This window comes from Flavobacterium omnivorum (assembly GCF_900099915.1).
GTDB classification, from domain to species: Bacteria; Bacteroidota; Bacteroidia; order Flavobacteriales; family Flavobacteriaceae; genus Flavobacterium; species Flavobacterium omnivorum.
This window is the reverse complement of sequence record NZ_FNDB01000023.1, coordinates 1-19,765: the sequence shown is the minus strand read 5'-3', so window position 1 is coordinate 19,765 and position 19,765 is coordinate 1. Positions and strand designations below refer to the sequence as shown.

The 19,765-nt window shown below is 33.2% G+C and carries 19 protein-coding genes; 4 read left to right on the top strand and 15 right to left on the bottom strand.

Annotation, left to right across the window (positions count from 1 at the left end; translation table 11 throughout):
* Positions 1-41: 41 nt before the first annotated feature.
* From BLS90_RS15280 to BLS90_RS15260, 5 genes are read right to left on the bottom strand one after another with little or no spacing between them, the layout of a single operon-like run.
* The gene (locus BLS90_RS15280; RefSeq protein WP_091259156.1) at positions 42-743 is read right to left on the bottom strand and encodes a hypothetical protein; all 702 of its coding nucleotides are present in this window, start codon (positions 741-743) and stop codon (positions 42-44) included.
* 4 nt (positions 744-747) lie between these two features.
* On the bottom strand, positions 748-1,419 hold the full coding sequence (locus BLS90_RS15275) for a hypothetical protein (RefSeq protein ID WP_091259154.1): 672 nt from the start codon (positions 1,417-1,419) through the stop codon (positions 748-750).
* 4 nt (positions 1,420-1,423) lie between these two features.
* The gene (locus BLS90_RS15270; protein WP_091259153.1) at positions 1,424-2,095 is read right to left on the bottom strand and encodes a hypothetical protein; all 672 of its coding nucleotides are present in this window, start codon (positions 2,093-2,095) and stop codon (positions 1,424-1,426) included.
* The gene (locus BLS90_RS15265; RefSeq protein WP_091259151.1) at positions 2,092-2,763 is read right to left on the bottom strand and encodes a hypothetical protein; all 672 of its coding nucleotides are present in this window, start codon (positions 2,761-2,763) and stop codon (positions 2,092-2,094) included. The genes BLS90_RS15270 and BLS90_RS15265 overlap by 4 nt, the downstream gene beginning before the upstream one ends.
* Before the next feature lie 10 nt (positions 2,764-2,773).
* The gene (locus tag BLS90_RS15260; protein ID WP_091259149.1) at positions 2,774-3,115 is read right to left on the bottom strand and encodes a PadR family transcriptional regulator; all 342 of its coding nucleotides are present in this window, start codon (positions 3,113-3,115) and stop codon (positions 2,774-2,776) included.
* Between the two features lie 154 nt (positions 3,116-3,269).
* Here BLS90_RS15260 and BLS90_RS15255 point away from each other — a divergent pair, with 154 nt between their 5' ends.
* Positions 3,270-4,322 (top strand): ferredoxin--NADP reductase, encoded by a 1,053-nt coding sequence (locus tag BLS90_RS15255; RefSeq protein ID WP_091259147.1) that lies wholly within the window; start codon positions 3,270-3,272, stop codon positions 4,320-4,322.
* 91 nt (positions 4,323-4,413) lie between these two features.
* Here BLS90_RS15255 and BLS90_RS15250 read toward each other — a convergent pair whose 3' ends face one another.
* The 4 genes from BLS90_RS15250 to BLS90_RS15235 all read right to left on the bottom strand — a co-directional run bounded on the left by BLS90_RS15250 (position 4,414) and on the right by BLS90_RS15235 (position 10,008).
* Positions 4,414-5,175, bottom strand: coding sequence for a GLPGLI family protein (locus BLS90_RS15250; RefSeq protein ID WP_091259146.1), 762 nt, complete (start codon positions 5,173-5,175; stop codon positions 4,414-4,416).
* Positions 5,176-5,261: 86 nt separating this feature from the next.
* Positions 5,262-8,045 carry an outer membrane beta-barrel protein gene (locus BLS90_RS15245; protein WP_175455502.1) on the bottom strand — a complete coding sequence of 928 codons (2,784 nt, stop codon included), beginning with the start codon at positions 8,043-8,045 and terminating at the stop codon, positions 5,262-5,264.
* Between the two features lie 243 nt (positions 8,046-8,288).
* Positions 8,289-9,284 (bottom strand): glycosyltransferase family 9 protein, encoded by a 996-nt coding sequence (locus BLS90_RS15240; RefSeq protein ID WP_091259141.1) that lies wholly within the window; start codon positions 9,282-9,284, stop codon positions 8,289-8,291.
* A 118-nt stretch (positions 9,285-9,402) separates the two neighbouring features.
* A complete protein-coding gene (locus BLS90_RS15235; RefSeq protein ID WP_091259139.1) occupies positions 9,403-10,008 on the bottom strand; it encodes a DUF4254 domain-containing protein in 606 nt (201 codons plus the stop codon).
* An 86-nt stretch (positions 10,009-10,094) separates the two neighbouring features.
* Here BLS90_RS15235 and upp point away from each other — a divergent pair, with 86 nt between their 5' ends.
* A complete protein-coding gene (gene upp / locus BLS90_RS15230) occupies positions 10,095-10,748 on the top strand; it encodes a uracil phosphoribosyltransferase (RefSeq protein ID WP_091259137.1) in 654 nt (217 codons plus the stop codon).
* Here upp and BLS90_RS15225 read toward each other — a convergent pair.
* A complete protein-coding gene (locus tag BLS90_RS15225; protein ID WP_091259135.1) occupies positions 10,743-11,672 on the bottom strand; it encodes a DUF6427 family protein in 930 nt (309 codons plus the stop codon). The genes upp and BLS90_RS15225 overlap by 6 nt on opposite strands.
* Before the next feature lie 143 nt (positions 11,673-11,815).
* Here BLS90_RS15225 and BLS90_RS15220 point away from each other — a divergent pair, with 143 nt between their 5' ends.
* Positions 11,816-12,046 carry a DUF6341 family protein gene (locus tag BLS90_RS15220; protein ID WP_073353823.1) on the top strand — a complete coding sequence of 77 codons (231 nt, stop codon included), beginning with the start codon at positions 11,816-11,818 and terminating at the stop codon, positions 12,044-12,046.
* Positions 12,047-12,076: 30 nt separating this feature from the next.
* On the opposite strand, the gene purD is transcribed toward BLS90_RS15220, so the two are convergent.
* Positions 12,077-13,351, bottom strand: coding sequence for a phosphoribosylamine--glycine ligase (gene purD / locus BLS90_RS15215; protein ID WP_091259134.1), 1,275 nt, complete (start codon positions 13,349-13,351; stop codon positions 12,077-12,079).
* Between the two features lie 132 nt (positions 13,352-13,483).
* Between purD and BLS90_RS15210 the strand changes: the two genes are divergently transcribed.
* Positions 13,484-14,794 carry a phenylacetate--CoA ligase family protein gene (locus BLS90_RS15210; protein ID WP_091259132.1) on the top strand — a complete coding sequence of 437 codons (1,311 nt, stop codon included), beginning with the start codon at positions 13,484-13,486 and terminating at the stop codon, positions 14,792-14,794.
* Here the strand turns inward: BLS90_RS15210 and BLS90_RS15205 are convergent.
* From BLS90_RS15205 to BLS90_RS15190, 4 genes are all read right to left on the bottom strand, one after another.
* Entirely contained in the window at positions 14,778-15,560 is a 783-nt protein-coding gene (locus tag BLS90_RS15205; RefSeq protein WP_091259130.1) for a glycosyltransferase family 2 protein, read from the bottom strand. The two genes, BLS90_RS15210 and BLS90_RS15205, sit on opposite strands and share 17 nt — an antisense overlap.
* 2 nt (positions 15,561-15,562) lie before the next feature.
* A complete protein-coding gene (locus BLS90_RS15200) occupies positions 15,563-16,915 on the bottom strand; it encodes an exopolysaccharide biosynthesis polyprenyl glycosylphosphotransferase (RefSeq protein ID WP_091259128.1) in 1,353 nt (450 codons plus the stop codon).
* Positions 16,916-17,203: 288 nt separating this feature from the next.
* The gene (locus BLS90_RS15195; protein WP_091259126.1) at positions 17,204-18,187 is read right to left on the bottom strand and encodes a UDP-glucuronic acid decarboxylase family protein; all 984 of its coding nucleotides are present in this window, start codon (positions 18,185-18,187) and stop codon (positions 17,204-17,206) included.
* Between the two features lie 271 nt (positions 18,188-18,458).
* The gene (locus tag BLS90_RS15190) at positions 18,459-19,421 is read right to left on the bottom strand and encodes an NAD-dependent epimerase/dehydratase family protein (RefSeq protein ID WP_091259124.1); all 963 of its coding nucleotides are present in this window, start codon (positions 19,419-19,421) and stop codon (positions 18,459-18,461) included.
* Positions 19,422-19,765: the final 344 nt, after the last annotated feature.

The window sequence follows — 19,765 nt, the reverse complement described above, 5'->3', positions numbered from 1 at the left end:
GTTTTTTGGTTTGCTAGTAAGTAACTAAAAGTAAGGAAATGTTACACGTTTTCTAATTTATATTCCGGGTAGGTTTGTTTTAAATAAGCTTCAGCTTTGGAAGGGATTATTTTTAGTACAATGAAAATCGCCAAAGACATTGAGACTATAAACAGGCTCATGCAAAATAGTGCCAAGTCACTTGGATATGCTGTTCTATCAATTCTAATGATATTAAAAAAATGAAAGGGCAAAATCATTAACCACGGAAAAGTTCCATAATTAGATATTATCTTTTCAAAAAGCCAACTTTTTCCCGTTTCCTGCTTGCGTTTTTTCATTTTTCTATTTTCAAAAAACAAAAAAGGCAGCATACTACTAATTAAAAAAAGCATCGTTACGGTTAAAATCTCTTTTGTATAATATTCTTTAAGAAAATAAAACAATGCTAAAATCAAGAAACCTGTCAATATAATTTTAGGTATGGTAAAAAACCCTTTGAAATGACTCCACACAATACGATTGTATTTTTCCCCTAGAACAGCTTGCCGACTTTCTACTACATCCATAAAGCCAAAAACACCAAACTTTTTGAATTCAAGTTGCAACGCTTCATCAAACGAGCGATTTGGGTTTTCTTGCCATTGGGTTTCGATAGCATTTGCTATGAGATCTACCAATTCTGATTGTAAGTCGTACCACTCTAGATAATGCTGGCGGGTGAAAGTGAACAGTTGGTCAATTTGTTGAGTGGTTAGTTTCATAGGATTAATTCAATTGGTATTGTTTTTTGATATTCTCGATTGTTTTCTTTTGAAGGTGGATTGCTGTAACTGAAATCAAAATTCCCAATACCCAAATACAACAAAAGAGTACTACTAACCATTGGTATTGGAGTAATTCTTGTTCCAGTAGATTACTCATACCCATTCCCAAATTAGGAAAAGAATATACCAAAAGACTAGGTTGTAAGGTTTCTAAAGTTAAAAAGTGTTTACCATCAATTTCTTTGGTTTTCCACCAATAATATAGTAATGGCAAACCAATAATCAAAAAAGAACAAAATAATACCGCTAAATATTTTTGAGGACTAACGAAATAAGCTGAAAAAGTATATGCAATATATACTAAAAGGATACTTCCAAAAATTTTAGGGAACTTCAAGTATTCAGTTATCATTTTCCATTGTGCTTTCCTGTATTCTTTTTGCAAAATGCGCTTTCTTTCTTTTTCAATAGATTTAAAACTAGAATCGCCTACAAACTTATTTGCAGCATTCAGTTTCACTTGGTCAAAAGTAAGTTCCGGATCTTTCTCCCAGATTTCCTCCATACTAGTTACCATGTGATCTGTAAATTCTACTTGCAACTCATAATATTTGATATCAAATGAAGCAACATAGTTGAAAATATTTTGGGTTTGTTCGGTGGTTAGTTTCATAGGATTAATTTAATTGGTATTGTTTTTTGACATTCACAATTGTCTTCCTTTGAAGATAAATCCCGGTAATTAATACTAATATTCCCATTACCCAAACACAACAAAAAGGTAACATTAAAATTGGATTTTTTTGAATTGACTCCTTAAAAGTGTTTAATAAAAACACTATCCAGAATAAAAATCCAAAAATCCCCGTGAAAGTACTATGACTAATATTCAATTCTAAAAAACGTTTTCCCTTTATTTTTCTATTTGCATAAAAAGAATAGAATGCCGGAATAGAAAGTATGGCTAATAAACCGAATGAATTTTTAACAAACGTATCTGGTTCATCAAAATAAAAAGATGCTTTAAACATAAAAAGGGCGAGAAAAATGCTTCCGATAATTTTAGGAAACCTCAAATACTCCGTAATCATTTTCCACTGTGCTTTTCTAAACTCCTTCCTTAAAATTTGTGTGCGATCCTCTTCAATGGCTTTGAAACCATTGCGACCAAATTGATTTTCAGCATACTGTTTCACTTGATGAAAAGTTAACTCCGGATCTTTCTCCCAAATTTCCTCCATACTAGTGACCATGTGATCTGTAAATTCTACTTGCAATTCATAGTATTTAATATCAAATGATTTGATGTAATTGGAAACGTATTCTATTTCTTCGGTGGTTAGTTTCATGGTTTGGTAAAGGATAATTTTTTTTCAAATTGAAAATGTTTGTATGCTAATTGCAGATAAATCCCCGTGATTAAAACATATGTTATTACAGACAAAACTGATACAAAAGCAATTTTAGCATCTGGATGATTTAACATTACTGGAAATAAACCAATCCCTATCATAAAAAGAAAGATGATTAGACCAAAACTTTTTTTCTTCATCAAATAACTATAGGTAGTTTGGTGTTTTGATTGCCAAATTAAACCCCAAGCCAAAATAACCAAACAAAATTCGACAAGAACAAATGACCTCAAAACTCCTTGAATATTTGTTAGAACTAATCCATAGCTTGAGTTCCTAACAAACACCATTAATGCGAGCGTAATCAATGAAGAAATTGTAATTGCAGTAAATAATTGTCTTTTTACTATTTTATGACATTTGACAGTCATTATTCTTGGGTTTGTAAACCCTATTAACCCAGAAAAGGATGGCTTTAATTCATGTTTCCATTCATTAAAAACGTCTTTGAAAGCAACTTCAAAAGAACTCGTTTCATTATATATTTTTTCTTCTATTTCCGAAGCGATATGATCCGTAACTTCCAGTTTTATGTCTTCATAAATGAGACCGTTTAAAATTAGTGTTTCTTCTATTTGAGCGATTTGTTCAGTGGTTAATTTCATCTTCAAAAAATTAAAATTCTAATTTTGGACTTGGGTTCACTAAACTCTGCATATTCCGGATGAAATCTTCGAGTTCTGAGAGTCGGTTTACGGTTTCTTTCTGACCGCTTTCTGTGAGTTTGTAATATTTACGCATGCGGTTATCCACTTTTTCAATTTCCACATCCAGCAAACCTTCGGCTTCCAGCTTGTGCAAAGCCGGGTACAAAGCGCCTTCGGTAATGTTTAGCTCGCCCTGGGTAATGAGCTTAACTTTCTGGGTAATTTCATAACCGTACATCTTGCCGTTTTCCTCCAGCAATTTCATGATAATCGTATTCAGACTTCCTTTGTATAATTGTGAGTTTTTCATTTTTTGGTCATAGCGAGACTAGAAGCCATCTCATATTGAAAAATAAATATACATAAGATTCTTATACATAACTTAATTAGGTATGTTAAATTTCAAATAGTTTGGATTCAAAAAAACTATTCTGTTTACTATATTTGCAAAAAAAAATAATCAGATGTCATCCTTTTTAAAATTAATTATAAAAGAAGTAAAACGCGAAACCAAAGATGCGGTTTCAATACTCTTTAATGTCCCTCAAGAACTAAAAGCGAATTATGCCTTTATTGCGGGTCAATACTTAAACTTGAGATTAACCCTTGACGGTCAAGAAATTCGCCGTGCTTATTCAATTTGCTCTTCACCCGATAGCGGAGAATTACGTATCGCAGTAAAAGCGGTGCCTAGCGGTGCTTTTTCTCAGTTTGCTAATACCAAACTTAAAGTAGGTGATGCATTAGAAGTAGGAACTCCAGAAGGTAAATTTACTTTTGAACCTCAGGCTGAACGTCAAAAAAACTATGCGGCATTTGCTGCTGGAAGCGGAATCACACCGGTAATGTCCATCTTAAAATCCGTATTGAAAAACGAACCGAATAGCTCTTTTGTATTGGTCTACGGTAATAAAACTCCCGAAGAAACCATATTTCATCAAGAATTACACGACTTGCAATTGCAATATGTGGGTCGCTTTTTTGTACATTATGTTTTCAGTCAAGCCAAAGTAGATCAGGCTTTATTTGGCCGTATCGAAAAATCAACAGTGAATTTTGTTCTGAATAACAAACATAAAGAATTAGAATTTGATAAGTTCTATTTGTGTGGACCGGAAGAAATGATCAATATTGTTTCTGGAGTTTTGAAAGAAAAGAACGTAAAGGAATCAAACATTAAATTTGAATTGTTTGCCACTTCAACTCAGGTAAACGAGATCAAAAAATCATTAGGCGGACATTCTAAAATTACCATTTTGGTAGATGATGAAGAGACCACTTTTGAAATGTCACAAAAACAAACCGTTCTTGATGCAGCCTTGAAACAAGGCATTGATGCGCCCTATTCTTGCCAAGGCGGAATCTGCAGCAGCTGTCTGGCTCGTGTTACATCAGGAACTGCCGAAATGTCTAAAAACTCCATCTTGACGGATAAAGAAATCGCCGATGGTTTGATTCTTACCTGTCAAGCGCATCCAACATCAGAAACTATTTATGTAGATTATGACGATGTTTAAAAGATAAATATCCAATATTAAAAATTCCAAATCCCAGCCTTAAATGTTGGAATTTGGAATTTTTAATATTTATAAAATCTGGTCATTTCATTTATAAAAAAGCATTCCACAAGAACATATTTTTCTGTCTTTTATTCTCTTCCTTGTCCTCTCCGTACGTATACCAATCCTTTGTTTTTTCTTCTATTAATGTTTTGAGTTCTTTTAAATCATAGGTTTTTTTAGCTATAATAGGTTTAATCATGGTACTATCTTTGATTTTTAAATCAATTTTAGTTGCTATGTATGACGTATATAATCTGGGTATCGAAAGTCCTAAAATCATTCCAGGTAAACCATTTATAGTACATGGACCGCCAGAAATTGTAATGTCATCCGTATAAAAAGCAAACACATAGACATCATCAAATATTTTACCAACCGCTTTTCGGCAATTATAGCCTGCTATTTCTCTGCGCTCATTGGTGATTTTCCATTCAATGTTGGGGATACTATCTGCTATTACAAAATTAGTACCCACAATTTGTTTTTGTAGGTTCATTTTTTGGTTTGTAAAATCAAAATACCAAGAGTTTTCTTCGTCAGCTTCTTTCTCATGTTTTGGTATTCTTGTTTTTGGACTCCATCGGTCAAATTTAAATACACTTTTGTTGTCTTCAAAAGTATACGTATAATACGATATTTTTAAGTCGGATAAGCTCTCTTTCATCATTTCATCCCAACTGTCATTGCTCATTGTTTTTTTGAGATTGGTATTGACTTCATACTCAATTACAGCTTTATCTACAAACTGCTGTGCATAGGATCCTGTACTAAAAACACATAAAGTGAGGTAAAAATATATTGATTTCATTGGGTTATCTTTTATAGTAGTGAGCTGATTTATTTTAAAAATATTGATGTTTTTGATGCTGAGTTACAATTCCTATGCGGGCTTCTTTATTTTTTTTCCATACCGTTTTTGTTTTTAAAATTCCATGTAAAACCAATCATAGCATAGCGTCGGAGTCTGTCATTTCGCTCTTCTCCAATTGTATTTTCATAAACAAATCTGCTAATACCTATGTTTTGATTCAAAATGTCGCGCACCATTACATAAGCCGTAAACTCATCGTTCTTAAAGGTACGTTGGAACCTGGCATTCCACAATTGATTGGTAAGATTGGTTTGAAAATCAACTGTTTTTTGGCGAGAATACAAATTATAATCCGTTGATAATTTCCATTTTTCTCTAAAATAAACGGCAAGATCTAAACCAAGGTTATTAGTGTTAAATGATTTTACTTCATTGTTTTGTGAAGTACTGTTACGGCTGTTTGAGAAAGTATTACTTAGATTGATATCGTATTTCTTTTCTTTGGATTTATTCAAATAAACAGAAAAATTAGAACTTAATATATTCGAATTATTGATTTGTCTATTGATGCTATTGACCGATTTATTGTAATTTACAGAAGGACTAAGATTAACATACATGTTTATTTTTTTGACTTTAAACCCGTAACCCATATACAAATTTGCTGAGAAATTGCCATTTGTATTTATAGGTGTACTAATTGTTTTTGCGCTTTCAGGATCAATATCTCTATTGAAAGAAATCAAATTTGAGATTGTTCTAAAAGAGAAGCTTTGATAAAAATTAGTTTCGGTCAAAATGCTATAACTATTGTTAGAAACATTGATGCTATTTGTAAAAGATTGTTTTAAATCCGGGTTTCCCAGCACTTGGTTAAAAAAATCTTGATTGTTTCGTAAAGGCTGTAATTGGTCAATAGTAGGCTGTCTTGTTGCACCTTGATAATTTACACGCAAATTGCTGTTGCTTTTGTACTTGTACGAAAAATTTGCGCTTGGGAAAAAATTAGTAAAACTGCGTTTGTATTCCTTATTTAAAGTTTGATCTCGTAAATCAAATGAAGTAAAACCAAAACCACTACCAAAACTATAATTGATTTTTTTGGCATTATAACTTAATTTTAGAACGGGTTTATTTGTTGTAATGCTTTGCTTGAATTGGTTTGATAGCGATTCGACTACAACATTATACTTTCCTGTTAGGTCTGAAAAATCGTAAGTCACAAAGTTACTATTACCTGTATTGTGCGTAATTTGGTAGGACAATTGCAAAGCAAGTTTCTTTCCTATAGGCTCTGTATAGGCTACATTTAGAGCCAGATTTTGATTGCTTTTATCTCCAATTTTATTTTGATCTACCGCATTACCAAAGGCAAAATCGCCTCCTTGATAACTCTCATTGGCCGATTTTAAAAAATTGTTAGCATTCGTATTCAATGTACTCCAACTGCTGTTGATAGAAAGAGTTCTGCGTGGTTTTACAAATTTATGTTTAAACAAAGCACTAGCTGATATGGATTGCTTATCTGATTTTGTGGTAAATAATCGTTCTTGTCTGTTTCTTAACAATCCATCGCTTCCAGTGGTATTTCCCGTCGTAAATTCATCACTTTCAGTATTATAAAAATTAGTTTTAGCCGTAAATTTCAGGGTGTTTACGGAATCTATTTTTACATCATAAACCGCATTGAGTTTAAAATTGTCTCTATCTACATGACTAGCAGTTGCTCTATTTTCATTCAATTGTGTATCGCCAACCTGCGTTTGAGTATTTCTGCTGCTATTGTTTTGATAACTTTGCCTGTTGTATTTTGGTGATAAATTTACGGAATGTTTGTCATTCCATTTGTTGTTGTATTGCAATCCTGCATTAGTGTTTTTTATAAAACCGTTTTGAGTGTCTACATTAGGCTCGCCATCATTGTCGCCGCCGGTCCATTCGTAATTTACATTTCCGTCATCATCCATACTCATGCTGACATTTCCGTCTCCTCCTCCAAATTTTTCACTGTCCTGCCAGCTTAATCCATCTTGACCCGTGTTTCCGTTTAACAAAAATGCCGAAAGCTTTCTTTTTCCTTTGAAACTACTCACCATGATATTACTATTGTATCTAGAATCCGAACCTGTAAAGGGTTGGTTTGCTCCATCTATTTTACCAAAATAGCCTTTCTTTTTATCTTCCTTTAATCTCAGATTTATTGTTTTTTTACTTTCACCATCATCTATTCCTGTAAACTCTGCTTGATCGCTTTTCTTATCAAAAACTTGTACTTCTTTTATAGCATCGGCACGTAGGTTTTTTACAGCCATGCCTGGATCGTCACCAAAAAATTCTTCGCCATCAACTAGAACTCTTTCTACTGTTTCGCCCATAGCTTTGATTGTTCCATTTTTATCAACTTGTAATCCCGGCAGTTTTTTTAGCAATTCTTCAACATTGGCATTGGCATCAACTTTAAAATCACTAGCCCTGTAACTAGTTGTATCACCTTTAATCTTGATAGATCCCGTTTTTATAATCACCTCTCGCAACAATTCCATTTTGCTCATCAAAGCAATGGCTCCTAAATCCTTATCAGTGCTAGTTACGGTAATTTCATCTAAATAATCCGCATATTGACTGTGCGACGTCATTAGAATGTAATTACCAGGTTTTATATTATTAAGGATAAATTTCCCTTCTTTGTCTGATCGTGTAAATTGGTATAAAACCGAGTCTACCGGAGTTAATAAAGCAACAACTGAATTGTAAATGGGGAGTTTTTCACTACCAGCGGTCAAAACACCTGAAAGTTTATTTTTTTGAGAAAACGCAGAAAAGGAGAAAATCAACAAAATTGCAATTGTTACCGTAATTTTTGACATAAATAGTTTCATATTTTTGTTAGTGGAACATTTCAACGTATTTCCAAAAAGTTGAACTAACAAATAAACATTTTTATTTAGTCTTAACTTTACGGTTTACGCTGAACATATCAAAATCAAAAATAGTATTTTTCCCACTACACAATTATGTGTTTATGTTATAAATGTGTTAAAATTCTCATGACATGAAAATTACTTCAAAAATAAAAAATGTGTAATAAGTTCTAAATGTATAACCTACCGTTAAAGTGCTTTAAGAATTGCATCAACGGTAATCGTTCGCATCGCATCTTCATAGCCTTCCACTTTTTTGTTCCCATACACCGAAGTTGGTAGTTTAGGAAACTGATTTCTATCCGATACCAAAGCATTTTCCAACGGCTGATTAAACGGTGAAAATCCCGCATACGGATGCGTCGCGCCCCAAAGCGTAATGACTTTTACACCAAGCATGGCCGCAATATGCGCATTCCCAGAATCCATGGAAAGCATGACATCAAGATTTCTAATGAGTTGTAATTCCTGCTGAAACTTAATTTTACCTGCAACAACAATCACATTTTTTTTATTAGCAGCAAGCGAATTTAAAAGTTCTATTTCCTTTTTTCCACCGCCAAAAAGCAGAATGCTTTGGGTTGAATCCAAAGCCAATTGATCAATCACTTCCTGCATTAAATCCAACGGATACACTTTAGAATCGTATTGTGCAAAAGGTGCGATTCCAATTCTTTTCTGATGATTTGTTCCAATTATTGATAAAATATCTGGACTTAAAACTGCTTTTTCAGGAAAAACTGCATGCGATAAATCAACAGTAAAACCAAGTTGTTCAAACACTTTGATATGTCTTTCGAACATAGTAGGAAGTTGCTGGAACACTTTATTCTCTGCTTGCGTCAATGCTGTTTTCTCTGCTCTTCCCTTATCAACTGAAGCTGTTTTTTTTCCGCTTACAGCAAAAAGATTTCGGACGATTTTAGACCGAAGAACGTTGTGTAAATCGGCAAAAGCATCAATTTTTAAAGCTTTCAAATCTTGGAACAAACGCAACAATCCAAGAAATCCTTTGTGCCGTTCTTTTTCATCGAAAGCAAAAAAAGAAAGATTAGGAATTCCTTCAAAAAAAGGTTTAAAAAAAGGTCTAGAAATAACGGTGATTTTAACTTCTGGGTACTGATTTACAAAAGCGCGTAAAACAGGAACCGTCATGGCGACATCTCCCATTGCGGAAAGTCTCATGACGGCTATGTGTTGGATAGTAGTTGACAATTAATTATTGTTTAAAAACCATTAAGGTATTAAGATTCGTTAAGTTTCCTTAATTTTCTTAATACCTTAATGGTCCAAAATATCTTTTTTACTTCTTATTTTGATACAAAACAGGATTCAAATCATCATCATTGTACATTTTCATTTGTTTGTACACTTTCATGAATTTATCACCGTTTTCGATGTCTGTTAACAAATCATCTATAGCGGTTGACAAATCGGATCTTTGTTCCAATAAGATATTCAATTTGGCCTGACATTTATCTCTGTGGTCTTGGGAAGCTTCAGCACGAGCCGCTTCTTCATTCATGTGATAAATTTTTAAAGCTAAAATTGACAATCGGTCAAAGGCCCAAGCTGGACTTTCTGAGTTAATTTTTGCTTCCTCTTTTACTACAACATGACTGTATTTTTGAAGAAAATAACTGTCAATATATTCCACCATGTCGGTACGTTCTTGATTAGAAGCATCGATTCTTCTTTTCAAAGTCAACGCTGCAACTGGATCAATATTTGGATCACGGATAATATCCTCAAAATGCCATTGAACGGTGTCAATCCAGTTTTTGTGGTATAACAAATGTTCGAATTTATCCTTCGGAAAAGGATTGTTTATAGGCTGATCAACATTATCAAATTGATGATAATCCTTGATACTTTGTTCGAATACGGAGTACGCTAGTTTTGAAAACATATCTTTATATATTAAAAGACAAAGATACTTTTTATACTTTTATACCATAAAAAAATAACTAGAAGTTTAATTACAAATATACAACCATGCAAATTCATTATTTATCAGAAGGAAACAGTGTCCTAAATCATTTTTTGGGGCAAATACGAAATGTAACTGTTCACAATGACAGCATGCGTTTCCGAAGAAATATTGAACGTATTGGCGAAATAATGGCGTATGAATTAAGTAAAGAACTGCATTACGCACCCATTGAAATCCAAACGCCGTTAGGCATAAAAAATACGACTGAGATCAAAGATCAGTTGGTTTTATGCTCCATTTTACGGGCTGGCTTACCTTTGCATCTGGGTTTTCTGAACTATTTCGATAATGCCGAGAATGGTTTCGTATCTGCTTTTAGACATCATCCCAATAATGATGATTACTTTGATATTTTAGTCCAATACCAAGCAATAACTGATATCAATGGGAAAAATTTATTACTAGTAGATCCCATGCTTGCCACAGGTCAATCCATAGTTGCGGTGTACAATAAATTAATGGAAAATGGGACACCAAAAGAAATTCACATTGCAGTTGTGATTGCTGCGCCTGAGGGAATTGCCTATCTTGAAGAACACTTGCCAGAACATTGTCATCTTTGGGTGGCTTCCTTAGATGAAAAATTAAATGAACACCGCTACATCGTCCCAGGATTAGGTGATGCAGGTGATCTTGCCTATGGAAATAAGTTATAGCTGGCTAAAAAAAGCAAATAAACTGCAGATAATTAGTACTGAAAGTACCATCTCTTGCTTTAATTTAAGCTGTGGTATTTCTATATAACTAGTTGCCATTATTGCTAAAGGCGCAACCGTAAAAATTAATAGGTCATTGCTTTTATTAGATGAAATCAAGAAAATAAGTACTCCAATAAAAAAAGAAGCAATGATTTTTTTGAAAGAAGTATGCAATAGTTGTGGTCTGCCTGATAATGTGGCAAACATAGAGACTAGAAAAAATAAAGCGATTGTGGCATAGATTGACAAAGCCGCATTTTGATAATTATTAGTAAAATAATCAATGCTAAAGTTCGTCGTTACACTATTAGTTATGTATTCCAGCATATTTACATTGAACACTGTCGCATATACTAAGAAAATAATTGAGGTAATAAAAAAAGCAATAAAGGGCAGTATCCAGTTTCTATAATCTCTAGAAACATGGAAAATTATAGATATAAAAACCAATACAATAAAAATTATACTCCAGAAATGAAATAATGTTGCCAGAAAAATCCATAAAGAAGCATCAAATATTTTTTCTTTGGACGCTTTCAAAGATTGTAACGAAATCAACCGGCGTAGGGCTAATAGAATAAAAAAATTAGACAAAATCAGACTTAAATTATCCAGTACGGTTGGAAAAAAAAGAAGCAATAAAAAATAAAAAAAGATCGTGTAGGTACTGTCTTTGCTCAATCCGTTCTTCTTAGCTACAAAATCTGTAATGAACATAGAAGCCAATAAAAGACACAGTAATCCACCCTTTCTTAGCATTAATAAAAAGGAATTGGTCCAAGATAAATCTTGAATTTGAAACAGTAAAAAGAAAATCAGCATTAAAATTAAGACCAATGAAAAATTTAATGGTGTAGATTTTCTAAAAACACTTGTTATCATAAGGATATTTTATACTTTTGTGTTCGTAAATATAATACTTGTTTAAAAAGTAAACCCTGCAAGTTCAAAAAGATTCTTCTAAATAAGACTTTTTACTTTCCAGAGTTCCTCAAAAACAATTAATAAAATTAATTTTATACATTATGAAATCATTTTTCGAAGGAATACAGTACTTATTTGTAAATATTTTATTTGCTCCTCTAGACTTTTTACGCTCATTAGAGCTATCTTCTTGGTTTGTTGCTAATACAATCAACTGGATTTTCATGATTATTTGTGCCTCTGCCATGGTGTATTGGATCAAACAATTGAAAATTTTTGAAGACGCTGGAACAGAGAAGCAAGATACTACCGCTCACTCTTTCTTGAAATAAAATTTAAAAAAAGTGAACGATAATTGGAAACTATTTTAAGTCGTTTCCAATATCTTTTCTAAAATACATCTTATCAAAATTTAGTTTATCTATGTTTTGGTAAGATTTTTTTATGGCTTCTTCGAAATCATTTCCATACGAAGTTACGGTTAAAACTCTTCCTCCATTTGAAACAACATTGCCGTTATCCAGCTTAGTTCCAGCGTGAAACACAATTGAATCTTGAATGTTCTCTAATCCAGAAATTACTTTTCCTTTTTCGAAATCTTCAGGGTATCCGCCAGAAACAACCATAATTGTCGTTGCGCTTCTTTCGTCAATTTCTAATGTAATTTCATCCAGTTTTTCATTGGCTACAGCCAAAAACAATTCCACTAAATCCGTTTTCAATCTTGGGATAACCACTTCGGTTTCCGGATCGCCCATTCGTACATTATATTCAATTACGATTGGCTCATTATTAACATTAATTAACCCAATGAAAACAAATCCTTTGTACGGGATTCCATCTTTCTGGAAACCTTCAATCGTAGGTTTTACGATGCGTGTTTCGATTTTTTCCATCAAAACAGCATCAACATAAGGAACCGGAGAAACTGCTCCCATTCCGCCTGTATTTAATCCGGTATCACCTTCACCAATGCGTTTGTAATCTTTGGCAGTTGGCAATATTTTATAATTTTTTCCATCCGTAAGAACGAAACAGCTTAATTCTATTCCGTCAAGAAATTCTTCGATTACCACTTTAGAACTGGCATCACCAAATTTTTGATGTACGAGCATGTTTCTTAATTCTTCTTTGGCTTCCGCCAAATCCTGAATGATCAAAACTCCTTTTCCTGCAGCTAATCCATCTGCTTTCAAAACATAAGGAGGTTGCAGTGTTTCCAAAAATTTACATCCGTTTTCGACCGTTTCAGCAGTGAAACTATCGTAAGCGGCAGTTGGAATGTTATGTTTGATTAGAAATTCTTTGGCAAATTCTTTACTACCTTCCAATTGTGCACCCATTTTTGAAGGACCGATAACAGGAATGTGTTTTAAGTCGGCGTCATTTAAAAAGTAATCATAAATCCCTTTTACCAAAGGATCTTCTGGCCCTACGACTACCATTGTTACTTCTTCCTGAATTACAAATGCTTTTATTGCTTCAAAATCAGTTGGACTCATCGCAACATTAGTAGCTATTGAAGCCGTTCCAGCATTTCCTGGCGCTACAAAAAGTGCGTCACAAAGCGGACTTTGAATCATTTTCCATGCAAAAGCATGTTCTCTTCCGCCCGAACCCAATAGTAAAATTGTCATGTGTAGTTGTGTTTAGTTGTTCTGCAAAAATAATTGCTTTTGTACGTAAAAAATAATTAATTTTTAAAAAGTTGTTCGTTGTCTGTCATTAGTTGTTGGTAAATATTATTTTTGATGACTTATCACTTTAAAATGTTCCCACTTTTCGACTTATCGCTGCAGCTAAATAATTTTCCAATGAAGGAGGCTAAATCTGAATTGCGAAAAATTGTAGCCTTTTCTGAGAAAGAATATGAAGTTTTTATTGAAAATAAAAAACAAGAAATTGTCAATTTTCATTTGCAAAATAATCCTTTTTATCAAGAATTAGTCGATTCAAAAGAGTATAAAAACTGGGAAAATTTACCTGTTTTAAACAAACAAAATTTACAAAAACCGTTACAGGAAAGACTTTCAAAAGGGTATTCAACAAAAAACAGTTACATAAACAAAACATCCGGTTCCAGCGGAACTCCGTTTATTTTTGCCAAGGACAAATACTGTCATGCGTTGACTTGGGCTTCAAATATATACCGTTTTGGTTGGTATGGAATTGATTTTAATACTTCCTGCCAAGCGCGATTTTATGGAATTCCGATGGATTTTATTGGAAACAAAAAAGAACGTTTCAAAGATTTTTTGAGCCATCGGTTTCGGTTCTCTATTTTCGATTTGTCGGATGCTGTGTTAGAAAAGATCCTGAAAAAATTTAAAAATAAAAAATTCGATTACATCAATGGATATACGAGTTCCATTGTTTTGTTTGCTAAATATTTACAGAAGAAAAACATTGTATTAACTACAATTTGTCCAAGTTTGAAAGTATGTATGGTGACTTCTGAAATGCTTTTTGAAGACGACAAAATCCTTTTAGAAAAGCAATTTGGCGTTCCTATTATCAATGAATACGGAGCTTCGGAACTCGATTTGATTGCTTTTCAGAATAAGGAAGGACAATGGCAAGTGAATTCAGAAACGTTGTTTATAGAAATTTTGGACGAAAATAACAAAGTGGTTCCAAATGGTAATTCGGGTCGAATCGTGATTACTTCCTTGTTCAATAAAGCCCATCCTTTTATACGATATGACATTGGCGATATTGGAATTTTGGATGAAAAAAGCACGTTACAAAAACCCATTCTTAAGAAATTAATAGGAAGAACGAATGATGTTGCAGTTTTGCCAAGTGGAAAAAAATCGCCTGGTTTAACGTTTTATTACGTGACAAAAAGCATCATTGAGGACGACGGAAAGGTAAAAGAATTTGTTATCAAACAAACCAAAATAGATTCCTTTGAAATTGAATATGTGAGCGAAGTCGAATTGAATTTGGAACAAATAAAAAAGATTAAAAAGGCAATTGAATTGTATCTCGAACCGGATTTGAATTTTATATTTATTCGAAAAGATAGTTTAGAAAGAGGCAATCGAGGAAAATTAAAGCAATTTAAATCGATGCTTTAATAGTTTTGGAATAACGTGGTTTAAGGATTAATTGCGTGAACAAAAACCCAATCATGCAAAGTGTTGCGCCAATTAAATTCAAGCGGTGATGTGTGCTGTAAACCGAAAAATTATGTTTTACTAAATCCAATTTAGAGGCCGAAATCGAATTTTCTCGAATGCGATAATAAGCTAAACTTTCAGGAACAGGTTGCGCGAATTGTATTTTTTTAAGAATAGTCAACCACATCATCCAATCTTGACGTTTCCGAATCGAGGGAACAGCGATTTTTCCAAAGTAATTGGCATCATAGATTCCCGTTAGATTCCCTATATAATTACAAAAAAATAATTGTTGGTAAGAAAGATGCAATGGCGCTTCAATTCTTTTGTTTAAAGGTTCTCCTACTTCGTTGATGCAATCATAAAATGAAAACGTGAAAGGAAGGCTGTTCGCTTTCATAAAATCAAGCTGTTTCTCTAATTTTTCAGGTTTCCATAAATCATCAGCGTCTAAAAAAGCAATAAATTTTCCGGTTGCTTTCGCCAAAGCGGTACTTCTGGCAATTCCCGTTCCTGAATTTTTCTGGAGTTGAAAAAGCTGAATTCTGCTGTCATTATTTGCTCTTTCTTCAATTATGCAAACCGTTTCATCGGACGAACAATCATCCACAATAATAAGTTCCCAGTGTTGATAGGTTTGATTTTGTACCGACTGAATGGTTTCGGCAATGAATTTAGCCATATTAAAAGAAGGCGTAATTATGGATACAAGTGGTTTTTCCATGTCTAATAGGCTTTTTTATCCCCTTTTAACGTGTTGTATATTGTGATGAAAATAATCTTGATGTCTAATAAAATAGACCAGTTTTCCATGTAAAATATATCAAATTTTACGCGATTGATAATATCCTCATCCGTTTCAACTTCGCCACGGAAACCTTTAGTTTGGGCAAGTCCGGTGATTCCTGGTTTTACAAAATGACGTACCATAAACTTATCAATTTTAAGGGCGTACATTTGGGTGTGACTGACCATGTGCGGCCTTGGACCTACCACGGACATGTCACCAAATAATACATTAAAAAATTGTGGAAGTTCATCAATGCTTGTTTTCCTTATATACCGACCTATTTTAGTAACCCGAATATCATTTTTGCAAACCTGATTCAAATGCGCCTCATCGTTCAACTCCATAGACCTGAATTTGTAGCAACTGAATTCTTTATAATTTAATCCATTTCTTTTTTGGATAAAAAACAAAGGCCCTTTTGATTCCCATTTAATAATAATTGCGAGAATTAAACTTAACCATGAAAGTATACCAAGAATCACCACTATCGAAAATAAAAGATCAAAAACCCGTTTGACAACTTTGTTCAAAGTATCGTCCAACAAGATATTCCTCAAAGAAATTACAGGAATATAATTGTAATATTCAAAGGTAAAATTCCGGGAAAGAATCTGTTTTTCATCAGGAATAAACTTTAAGGTTTTCATGTTATTATCCGCAAAATAAACTATTTCATTAATTTGGTTCTGTGTCAAATCGCTCATAGAGCAATATATCTCGTCAATTTTATTTTCTAAAACATAAGCGAAACTTTCCCGGAGATTCCTTACTTTATCTTTTTCGAGATCAAAAACGCGTTCTAATTTGTATCCATAATCCGGATTTTCAGTAAAGAAATGCTGTAAAGGTTCAATACTTTGAGCTGTTCCTAATAAAATAACCGTTCTGAAATTCCCGCCGAAAAGAACTCTGAATTTCTTTAGAAAGTAATAAATACATAATTTAACGACTAGAATTACTGCAAGTGACAGCGTAGTAAAAAGGACAACTTTTTTAAAACTAGAATTTTCTGAATCAAAAAAAGCTAAGGCGAGACAAAAAAGAGTAAACAAGACACCTTGCTTTAAGGCGCAGTTTAGTATTGATATCACTTTAGTATATCTGTAAACCTCGTAAAAGCCAAGGTTTGCAGCAATGACAAACCAACTGACACTGATAAATAAAGGGTAAAAAATCTTATCTATAGGAAAGTCCGTCAAGTATACTGAAAGTACATTGATAACAATCAAGTCTATGACAAATGAAAAAGGGCGAATATAGCCTGAATATCTTCCCGTTTTGGTTTTCACTATTTTATACAATTAGAAAAGTGATACTACTTTTCTTTTACTACTATGACTACACTCCGAAACCAAAAATAAGCGGCTGTTAAACGCACTATTTTTATACCTAAATTATACTTTATAAAACAAAAACAACGGAGTGGGCTAGTTAAATTTTAAAATAATTCATTCCTCACCTATACTCCGTAATCCAGCGTGTAAAGATGGTTTTTTTTAGTGCCATAAAAGATTAAACATTGTATAATAAAACCATACATGGCCTCTAAAAATAATTCTTGTGTCTAAATCACGGCTTTAAAAAATATATTTTGAAAAATCCTTATGTTCTTCTTTAGACAGCTCTTCTTTAGACAAAGATTTGAAATAATCGTAGGTGATTTTCATTCCTTCCGCCCTGCCTACTTTGGCTTCCCAGCCTAATAACTTTTTAGCTTTAGTAATGTCAGGCTGACGCTGTAAGGGATCGTTTATTGGTAACGGATGATAAACCACTTTTTGATTCGTTCCCGTTAATTTTATAATTTCATCAGCAAAATCTTTGATGGTAATTTCGTCAGGGTTCCCAATATTTACTGGAAAAACATAATCTGAATGCAGTAATCTGAAAATACCTTCTACCTGATCATCGACATAACAAAAAGAGCGCGTTTGCATGCCGTCACCAAAAATCGTTAAATCTTCGCCACGAATCGCCTGACCAATAAAAGCTGGAATTACACGACCATCATTGAGTCGCATTCTTGGACCGTAGGTATTGAAAATGCGCACAATTCTGGTTTCTACTCCGTGAAAGGTATGATAGGCCATGGTGATTGATTCCTGGAAACGTTTGGCCTCATCGTATACACCTCTTGGACCGATCGTGTTTACATTGCCGTAGTATTCCTCGGTTTGTGGATGAACCAATGGATCCCCATAAACTTCAGAAGTGGATGCGATAAGAATTCGGGCTTTTTTTACTCTAGCCAACCCTAAAAGATTGTGCGTTCCTAGTGAACCGACTTTCAAGGTTTGAATTGGAATTTTTAAATAATCTATTGGACTTGCTGGTGATGCAAAATGAAGTATGTAGTCTAAATTACCTGGAACATGAACAAACTTTGTAATATCATGGTGATAAAATTCGAAATGTTCCAATTTGAATAAATGTTCGATATTTTTTAAATCTCCCGTGATGAGATTGTCCATTCCGATAACAAAATAACCTTCCTTGATAAAACGGTCACAAAGGTGTGAGCCTAAAAATCCTGCAGCTCCGGTGATAAGTATTCTTTTCATGAAATATTTTTGTGTTCGCAATATATAAAAAATGCTCGTTTTTAAAAGCGAATTATAGAATTATATTACGTCTTCTTTTTTAATAAACTGCCATGGCGACTTAGAATCATAACCTCTGGCGGTGTTAAATTAACAAGAAAAATTATTGCTGTTTTACTTCCTTATGATTTTTACAGCATTGTGAAATTTAGCTTTTAATCTGGAACGACGAAATGGCTATTAATTTCACTGCAATCTAAATTAATGAAAATCATAAAGACTGGTATCAATTTTAAAAATTATTTTTCATCCAAGAAGTAGTTATTGCGACACCTTCCTCTAATTTATAAGGTAACTCTCCACATAGTTTTTCTAATGAGGTAGTATTATATACCATATTTGTGATAAGGTTATTTAATCTAAAAGTCGTTAATGGTGGATTTTTCCAACCTACTTTTTGAAGTGCATCGCCTATTTTGGAAACTATCTTTAAGGGCAACATTGGTATAGTTTTTATCTGTTCTTGATTAAATTCTACAGCAATCATGTTAGCCCATAATTTCAATTCTAAAGCTGGATAATCCGCTAAATAGTAATTTTGGTCAACCTTTTCTTTTGACGCAAACAGTATTTTTTCTATTTGAAAAGTCGTATTGTGCACAAAACCAAATGATTTTTTAGGGTTATAGTTTCCGGGAATAAAAAACATTTTTTTTCGAACAGCATCAAAAAAAGTTCGGTATGGAATTTCGAAATATGGTCCCCAAATAGAAGTAGGTCGGACAATTACAAAATCATGGTTGGCTTTTTCTTTTACTATTTTTTCTCCAATCACTTTACTTTCTCCGTATAAATTAGGAGGACAAAAATCATTAAATGATTCAGGCTCATAATCTATTTTGCATACCATTCTACTAGAAGCATAAATCGTTCTTTTGATGGTTGGATATTTATTTATGAGGTCGATTACATTTTCGACCCCTTCGATATTTGTGGCATATCCCGCAATAGATTGTTTTTCATCTAAATCTGTTCGTGCTGCTAAATGAATCACATAATCCGGGTTAAAGGACTCAAAACATGCTGCAAGATCTTTTTGATTTAGAATATCTCCCTTGACCCAGTTTTTTATAAATGATTTATTTCTGGGTTTTTTAATATCATAATTGATAACCTGATGGTTTTTAGAGCTCAAATATTCAACAAGGTTTGAGCCTATAAAACCTGAACCTCCTGTTACTAGAATCTTAACCATAAGAATTAATCCTTTTTTGATGTTTTTTTACATTGTTGTCCGATAAAAATAATCGGAACGTTATTTTTTCTTTGTTTTTCAAGGCTTGACGAGGTTTAAACCTAGTTCAGCTTGTTTTTGACTACTTTCCTGAGAATTCGATGTACTAAAAAATATAATTTTTGGTTTCTTCTATCGAATTTTATCCGGTTGCTAAATAATCATCAAACAAACCCAATTGCCCATCGCTTTTGGTATTTAATTCCCAGTCTTTTTCAGGGCTTTCTAAAAATTTAGTTAGATGAATATAATTGAATAAATGAATTCTACAAAAACTAACTAAATTGGAAAAAGACCATTGTCTT

What these genes read in the sequence shown, in the direction of transcription:
- BLS90_RS15220 (WP_073353823.1), top strand. Translation starts at nt 11,816, where the DNA reads ATGAAATCATTTTTCGAAGGAATACAGTACTTATTTGTAAATATTTTA.
- BLS90_RS15195 (WP_091259126.1), bottom strand. Translation starts at nt 18,187, where the DNA reads ATGAAAAGAATACTTATCACCGGAGCTGCAGGATTTTTAGGCTCACAC.
- BLS90_RS15240 (WP_091259141.1), bottom strand. Translation starts at nt 9,284, where the DNA reads ATGAGACTTTCCGCAATGGGAGATGTCGCCATGACGGTTCCTGTTTTA.
- BLS90_RS15270 (WP_091259153.1), bottom strand. Translation starts at nt 2,095, where the DNA reads ATGAAACTAACCACCGAAGAAATAGAATACGTTTCCAATTACATCAAA.
- purD (WP_091259134.1), bottom strand. Translation starts at nt 13,351, where the DNA reads ATGACAATTTTACTATTGGGTTCGGGCGGAAGAGAACATGCTTTTGCA.
- upp (WP_091259137.1), top strand. Translation starts at nt 10,095, where the DNA reads ATGCAAATTCATTATTTATCAGAAGGAAACAGTGTCCTAAATCATTTT.
- BLS90_RS15250 (WP_091259146.1), bottom strand. Translation starts at nt 5,175, where the DNA reads ATGAAATCAATATATTTTTACCTCACTTTATGTGTTTTTAGTACAGGA.
- BLS90_RS15255 (WP_091259147.1), top strand. Translation starts at nt 3,270, where the DNA reads ATGTCATCCTTTTTAAAATTAATTATAAAAGAAGTAAAACGCGAAACC.
- BLS90_RS15265 (WP_091259151.1), bottom strand. Translation starts at nt 2,763, where the DNA reads ATGAAATTAACCACTGAACAAATCGCTCAAATAGAAGAAACACTAATT.
- BLS90_RS15225 (WP_091259135.1), bottom strand. Translation starts at nt 11,672, where the DNA reads ATGATAACAAGTGTTTTTAGAAAATCTACACCATTAAATTTTTCATTG.
- BLS90_RS15260 (WP_091259149.1), bottom strand. Translation starts at nt 3,115, where the DNA reads ATGAAAAACTCACAATTATACAAAGGAAGTCTGAATACGATTATCATG.
- BLS90_RS15190 (WP_091259124.1), bottom strand. Translation starts at nt 19,421, where the DNA reads ATGGTTAAGATTCTAGTAACAGGAGGTTCAGGTTTTATAGGCTCAAAC.
- BLS90_RS15245 (WP_175455502.1), bottom strand. Translation starts at nt 8,045, where the DNA reads ATGTCAAAAATTACGGTAACAATTGCAATTTTGTTGATTTTCTCCTTT.
- BLS90_RS15205 (WP_091259130.1), bottom strand. Translation starts at nt 15,560, where the DNA reads ATGGAAAAACCACTTGTATCCATAATTACGCCTTCTTTTAATATGGCT.
- BLS90_RS15235 (WP_091259139.1), bottom strand. Translation starts at nt 10,008, where the DNA reads ATGTTTTCAAAACTAGCGTACTCCGTATTCGAACAAAGTATCAAGGAT.
- BLS90_RS15210 (WP_091259132.1), top strand. Translation starts at nt 13,484, where the DNA reads ATGTTCCCACTTTTCGACTTATCGCTGCAGCTAAATAATTTTCCAATG.
- BLS90_RS15280 (WP_091259156.1), bottom strand. Translation starts at nt 743, where the DNA reads ATGAAACTAACCACTCAACAAATTGACCAACTGTTCACTTTCACCCGC.
- BLS90_RS15275 (WP_091259154.1), bottom strand. Translation starts at nt 1,419, where the DNA reads ATGAAACTAACCACCGAACAAACCCAAAATATTTTCAACTATGTTGCT.